The sequence below is a fragment of the Lentiprolixibacter sp. genome (assembly GCF_982873095.1).
Map to the genome: position 1 here is coordinate 1 of NZ_CEYNTP010000176.1, position 6089 is coordinate 6089.

Consider the following 6089-nt stretch of genomic DNA (forward strand, 5'->3'; position numbering starts at 1 on the left):
TGCTGATATCACTAAAAAAGAAAACGATTCCGTCTATTTCTTGAGCGAGGGTAAACTCACTACTTCCAAGGATACAATTGACCCGGATTACTACATAAGGGTGCGAAAAGCGAAATTTGTCCCCAAGAAGAAAGTGATTGCGGGCTTCAGTAACCTTTATATTGTGGACGTCCCTACGCCCATTGCCCTGCCCTTTGCCTATTTCCCCCTGACAACGGGACGAACGGCTGGAATTATGATGCCTACCTTTGGGAACGATCCGGACCGGGGGTACTTTTTTCAGAACGGGGGCTATTATTTACCCATTAATGACTATGTGGACCTCACCTTAACCGGGGACCTGTATACTAACGGAAGTTATGGCTTCCGGGCGCAATCGGTCTATTCCAAACGCTATAAATTCCGCGGGAACATCAACTTCCGGTACGAAAACCTTGTGACCAGTCAGAAGGGGTTTGATGATTACACACGGGGGACCATATACAATATTCAAATAACACATTCCCAGGATGCCAAGGCAAATCCCAATTCGCGGATTTCGGCCTCTGTTAACCTTGGGAGCAGCCAGTATTTCCGGAATTCCCTGTTACAGCAAAACCTGCCGAATACCCAGGTAAACAACCTGTCGTCTTCCATCTCCTACTCCAAAACCTTTCCGGCCTATCCATCGGTAAACCTGAGCCTTACAGCTACGCATAATCAGAACACCAATACCGATATTGTGGATGTTACCCTGCCCACCCTGCAGGCAGCTATGGAGCGGGTATTCCCTTTTGCCAAGAGGGATGGGATCAAAAAAGGGCTTATCCAGAACATCAACTTTCAGTACGACCTGAATGGAAGGAACAGTATTCGAACAGATTCCGAAAATTTTGGAACAGCACGTATGTTTGAGGATTCCAAGGTAGGGGTCAGACATCGCATCCCGATCAGCACCAATTTTAAGGTAGCCAAATTTTTCAGCGTTACCATGGGAGGTACCTATGAAGATATCTGGGCGTTGGAGACTTTCAACCAGCGATTTGATCCGGATACACAGACCGTGGTTCGCGATACCATCAGCGGTTTTGACCGTTACAACCAGTACAATCTCAATGCGAGTGTGGGAACTACCCTGTATGGTACCTTTACCTTTGGGGAAGACAAGAAAATACAAGCCATCAGGCATGTCATGCGGCCTAGTATTAGCTACGGATATGCCCCTTCCTTTGAACAATACTATGATGAATACCTCAATGAAGTTACCGGCCAGGAGGTACAATTCAGTCGGTTTGACGGAACGATTTACGGAGCCCCAAGGCTGGGCAAATCCAATGCGATGACTTTTTCCATTGCCAACACCCTGGAAGCCAAGGTCAAAGACAAGGATTCAACAGTTGCAGAACCCAGAAAAGTACAATGGCTCAACAGTTTCAATCTTAGCAGTGGGTACAATTTTGAGGCCGATTCCCTGAAACTGAGCCCGCTGAGCATCACCGGGGGGACCAATCTCCTCAAGAACAAAATGTCTGTAAACTTCGGGGCCAATTTAGATCCCTATGCTATTGACGCCAACGGAAGACGCATCAACACCTTTAACGTAAACAACGGGGGCGGGCTCTTCCGGCTCACCTCAGCCCGGGCCAATGTCAGCTACTCGCTGAGCAGCGCAGATTTTGCTAGGGAAGGAAGGGAACAGGAAGATGAGGAAGAAGACCCCTATTCTGGGACCAATTACGTTTTATCCAGCGGTGGTAGGTCTGATGATTTATTCGGTAGGGCTGACCGCTTTAACGAGAGCAGTTTTCGCGATCGGGATTCGGAGGATGTTGAAAACCCCGTTTACGGGACAAAAATCCCCTGGGACCTGCGTGTGCAGTACGCGATGACCTACAGCAACAGCAATCGCCAGAATGAGATCAGTAACCACTCACTGATGTTTTCGGGCAATATTAGTTTATCGCCGCGATGGAGCGTTGGGGTCTCCTCGGGTTACGACATAAAAAACAGGGGGTTTACCGTGACCCAATTCCGTTTTGAGCGCGACCTTAAGAGCTTTAATATGCGCTTTAACTGGACGCCCTTTGGCCGCTTTGAACGCTGGTATTTCTTTATCGGGATCAAGAGCTCTATCCTATCCGACCTGAAATGGGAAAACCGCAGTCAGCCTGTGAGGCGATAATTCCAGACATCATAAATTAATTCAACTTTCCTTGACCATGAAACAAATCATCAACACACCCAAAGCACCGGCCCCCATCGGACCTTACAACCAGGCTGTCCTTACCGGGGACACCCTATATATTTCCGGACAAATTCCAATGGATCCCGAGAATGGAGAACTCATCTCAGGTGATATACAAAAAGAAACACGGCAGTGCATGGAAAACCTCAAGGCTATATTGGATGCTGCAGGGATGGGTTTTGAACAGGTCGTCAAAACTTCCATTTTTGTGAAAGACATGCATCAGTTTGCAGAGATCAATGCGGCTTATGCGCAATACTTTGATCCGGAAACGGCCCCGGCCAGGGAAACTGTTGAAGTAGCCAACCTTCCCAAGTTTGTAAACGTAGAGATCTCTATGATCGCGACTAAATAGTTTCCTGGTGGAATTCCACCAAACCTTCTATGGGTCGCCTGCGGATCACACCCATTCGCAAATCGTTTCGTTCGATTACGGCTGTTAATTCGTCCTTCAGGAAATGGGCGATACTGCCTACAAAGTGGATAGGAACCTTTGTAGCGAGTTCAAACTGCATGATATAGTTATTAACAAACTGTTGTAAGCCCTTGTCAATCACTCCTTTGCAGTACGGATGATCCTTATTCTCTATTAAAAATCTCGCAAAGGTGGCCAGGTAGGTATTGGGATTGGGCTGCTTATACAGGTTTTCTTTGATGGCATCCGCTTCCAGGTTGTATTCCTTGGCGAACTTGATGCCCAATGACTGCGGCATTTTGTTGAAATAATAATCCCGAATCAGCTTTCTACCAAAAAAATTGCCACTGCCATCGTCCATCAGGATATAGCCCAGGGAAGTTACTTTCTGAAAGAGTTGTCTGCCGTCATAATAACTGCAATTGGAACCAGTACCCAGGATACATACAATCCCCTGATGGTCTATCTTTGTTGTTGCATAAATGGCGGCATAGGTATCTTCCTTTACATCTGCTACAGCATTCGGAAAATAATGCTTGAATATTTCCTTCAGGAACGTCTTCATACGATCCGTGCCGCAACCGGCCCCGTAAAAATGCAAACGGGATACTTTTTCCCTGTTTTTCGCGAGTTCAAAGTTGTTCGCCAGGCGGTCTTCGATAACTTCCCGGGTAAGGACTTCAGGACTTAATCCCAGGGTCTGGGTAATAAAAAGTTCTTTGCCAGTCTTCTCGTCCAGGGCAATCCAATCTGACTTTGTCGCGCCACTATCTACAATTAGTATCATATCCCTCAGGTATTAAAAAGGAATCCCTTAAAATCAACCTACATGGCCATTTTAAGGGATTCTCATGTCGTTTAAATCAAATTACAAGCTAGCTACGTACTCCGCCAAATCCAACAATTTGTGGGAATAGCCGGCTTCGTTATCGTACCAGGAGATCACCTTAAAGAACTTGGAGTTGAGCTCAATGCCCGCTCCTGCATCAAAAATACTGGTGCGTGGATCTCCTATAAAATCCTGTGAAACTACAGCTTCTTCCGTATATCCCAGGATGCCTTTTAGCTCTCCTTCTGAAGCTGCTTTGAAAACTTTCTTGATTTCCTCATAGGATGTTTCTTTTTCGAGGCGTACCGTGAGGTCAACCGCTGAAACGTCTGCTGTAGGCACCCTAAAGGCCATACCGGTTAGTTTACCAACCAGTGATGGAATCACTTTTGTAACCGCCTTGGCCGCACCGGTAGATGCCGGGATAATGTTCAGCAAAGCGCTTCTGCCACCCCTGTAATCCTTGCGTGAAGGTCCGTCAACGGTGAATTGCGTAGCCGTTGTGGCATGTACGGTAGTCATTAACCCTTCTTCTATACCAAAATTATCATTGAGTACCTTGGCTAAAGGTGCCAGGCAGTTTGTGGTACAGGAAGCATTAGACAGAATGTTGTCTGAGGCTTTGATCTCTTTGTGGTTTACACCCATAACGAACATCGGTGCATCCGGTGATGGTGCAGAGATCAGTACTTTCTTGGCTCCGCCATCAATGTGTTTCTGGGCTGTGTCCAGGCTCTTGAATATCCCGGTACATTCTGCCACGTAATCGACCCCTACTTCATCCCATTTCAGGTTGGCAGGATCTTTTTCAGCAGTAATGCGAATTTTCTTTCCGTTTACCACGAGCTGTCCTCCTTCAACTTTGACATCCCCGTCAAACTTTCCATGAACAGAATCGTATTTCAACAGGTAGGCGAGGTGGTCCACATCCAACAAATCGTTGATGGCTACCACTTCAATATTTTCTCTATGGATGGAATACCTGAAAACCAGTCGGCCAATCCGTCCAAAACCATTAATTCCGATTTTAATTTTTGCCATTTTCTATGTTTTAATTAATTACTATATGGTCATGATATCAGAAACCCGGATGAGTTCTTTATCAATCTTGGTATGCCCTTTTATGGCTTCCTTGACCGGGGTCAGGATAATATCATTGTCCCTAATCCCTGCCATAAGGTTGGATTTTCCCTCCATCAGCGCCTCCACTGCTTTTACTCCCATCCTGCTGGCCAGTACACGGTCAAAACAAGTCGGGGCTCCTCCTCGCTGCATATGGCCCAGTACGCAGACCCGGACATCGTAAACCGGCAGGTGCTGTTCTACATATTCCTTTAGTTCGTAAACATTTTTTCCGGTGGTACGGTCTCCCTCGGCCACAACTACAATACTGGAAGATTTCCCACGTGCCTTACTGCGCTTAAGGGAATCCAGCAGGCGTTCCAGTCCCAGGTCCTCCTCAGGGATCAGGATCTCCTCCGCTCCGGCACCAACACCAGCATTCAGGGCGATATGACCAACATCCCTACCCATAACTTCCACAAAGAAAAGCCGGTGGTGGGAACTGGCTGTATCCCGGATCTTATCGATAGCCTCTACAACCGTATTGAGGGCAGTATCAAAACCAAGGGTATAACGGGTTCCGAAAATATCGTTATCTATGGTTCCCGGTATCCCGATGTAGGGTACATTGTGCTCTGCATGGAAGAATTCCGCACCGGTAAGACTTCCGTCCCCACCGATAACTACCAGGGCATCAACGCCAGCGGATTGCAGTTGGTCATAGGCCTTTACCCGTCCTTCTGGTGTCCGGAATTCAGGACATCTTGCAGATTTCAGGAAAGTCCCCCCTTTATTGATGATATTATTTACACTCCGCGCGTTGAGCGGGACAAAGTCTCCATCGATCATTCCTTCATAGCCCCTGTAAATACCCATACAATCTATTTCCATATAGGCACAGGTTCTGACCACGGAACGAATAGCCGCATTCATGCCCGGAGAATCCCCTCCGGACGTAAATACACCAATCTTTTTAATACTTGCACTCATGTGAAAAATTGAATAGCAAAGCTAGCAAACTTAGGGCAAAAAAAGAATTGGCAACCCTTTTATTTACGACCATTTTCATACGAAATCGATTTCGTAAACACCGCGGTAAACATCGGGGGTTTACTAATGCACGTCCGCCCCAATAAATCGGGGTTGTATCTCAGTTGGCAGGCCTTATGCTCCAATGTAAACCTTTCGCAATCATTAACTAATCGTTGGTCATGATAAAGAGGGGCAACATTTCGAAATTCTTGTAATAGGGGTGCAGTTTATCCTTATTGTAATATTTGTCCACATTGACAAACTTTTTGGTATCGGTAACCACCTCGATGGGAACATGGTCGTAGCGGCCGTTTTTAAGCACTACCATTCGTCCGTCTATGCCATTCAGAATAAGGTCCAGCGCAAGGTTACCATAGGCAGTTGGCACAACGGAATCTATAAAATCCGGATCCCCGCAGCGCACCAGGTAGCCTAGTTTCTGATTGATCACATTCACCCGGTTTCCGTTGTTGTACTTGGCAGAGACATTCTTCAAGGCGGCAGATACCTCATCACCGATGCCTCCG

5 protein-coding genes and 1 pseudogene are annotated in these 6089 nt (G+C 46.8%); 2 read left to right on the forward strand and 4 right to left on the reverse strand.

Going from position 1 to position 6089, the window contains the following annotated elements; all coding sequences use genetic code 11:
- Together AC4E7D_RS10510 and AC4E7D_RS10515 are read left to right on the forward strand one after the other, a co-directional pair.
- Nucleotides 1–2161, forward strand: a 2161-nt coding sequence (locus AC4E7D_RS10510) for a putative LPS assembly protein LptD (protein WP_490173752.1), incomplete at its 5' end; no start/stop codon positions are given.
- Between the two features lie 37 nt (nucleotides 2162–2198).
- Complete coding sequence (locus AC4E7D_RS10515; protein ID WP_490173753.1) at nucleotides 2199–2579, forward strand: RidA family protein; 381 nt, start codon at nucleotides 2199–2201, stop codon at nucleotides 2577–2579.
- Here AC4E7D_RS10515 and AC4E7D_RS10520 read toward each other — a convergent pair.
- The 4 genes and pseudogenes from AC4E7D_RS10520 to AC4E7D_RS10535 form a co-directional block, all read right to left on the reverse strand.
- Nucleotides 2572–3426, reverse strand: a complete 855-nt coding sequence (locus tag AC4E7D_RS10520) for an N-acetylglucosamine kinase (protein WP_490173754.1) — start codon at nucleotides 3424–3426, stop codon at nucleotides 2572–2574. The genes AC4E7D_RS10515 and AC4E7D_RS10520 overlap by 8 nt on opposite strands.
- An 81-nt stretch (nucleotides 3427–3507) precedes the next feature.
- The gene (gene gap / locus AC4E7D_RS10525) at nucleotides 3508–4509 is read right to left on the reverse strand and encodes a type I glyceraldehyde-3-phosphate dehydrogenase (protein WP_490173755.1); all 1002 of its coding nucleotides are present in this window, start codon (nucleotides 4507–4509) and stop codon (nucleotides 3508–3510) included.
- Nucleotides 4510–4530: 21 nt separating this feature from the next.
- A complete protein-coding gene (pfkA, locus tag AC4E7D_RS10530; RefSeq protein WP_490173756.1) occupies nucleotides 4531–5520 on the reverse strand; it encodes a 6-phosphofructokinase in 990 nt (329 codons plus the stop codon).
- A gap of 208 nt (nucleotides 5521–5728) precedes the next feature.
- A pseudogene (locus tag AC4E7D_RS10535) lies at nucleotides 5729–6089 on the reverse strand (phosphofructokinase); the annotation flags it as partial.

What these genes read in the sequence shown, in the direction of transcription:
- AC4E7D_RS10515 (WP_490173753.1), top strand. Translation starts at nt 2,199, where the DNA reads ATGAAACAAATCATCAACACACCCAAAGCACCGGCCCCCATCGGACCT.
- AC4E7D_RS10520 (WP_490173754.1), bottom strand. Translation starts at nt 3,426, where the DNA reads ATGATACTAATTGTAGATAGTGGCGCGACAAAGTCAGATTGGATTGCC.
- gap (WP_490173755.1), bottom strand. Translation starts at nt 4,509, where the DNA reads ATGGCAAAAATTAAAATCGGAATTAATGGTTTTGGACGGATTGGCCGA.
- pfkA (WP_490173756.1), bottom strand. Translation starts at nt 5,520, where the DNA reads ATGAGTGCAAGTATTAAAAAGATTGGTGTATTTACGTCCGGAGGGGAT.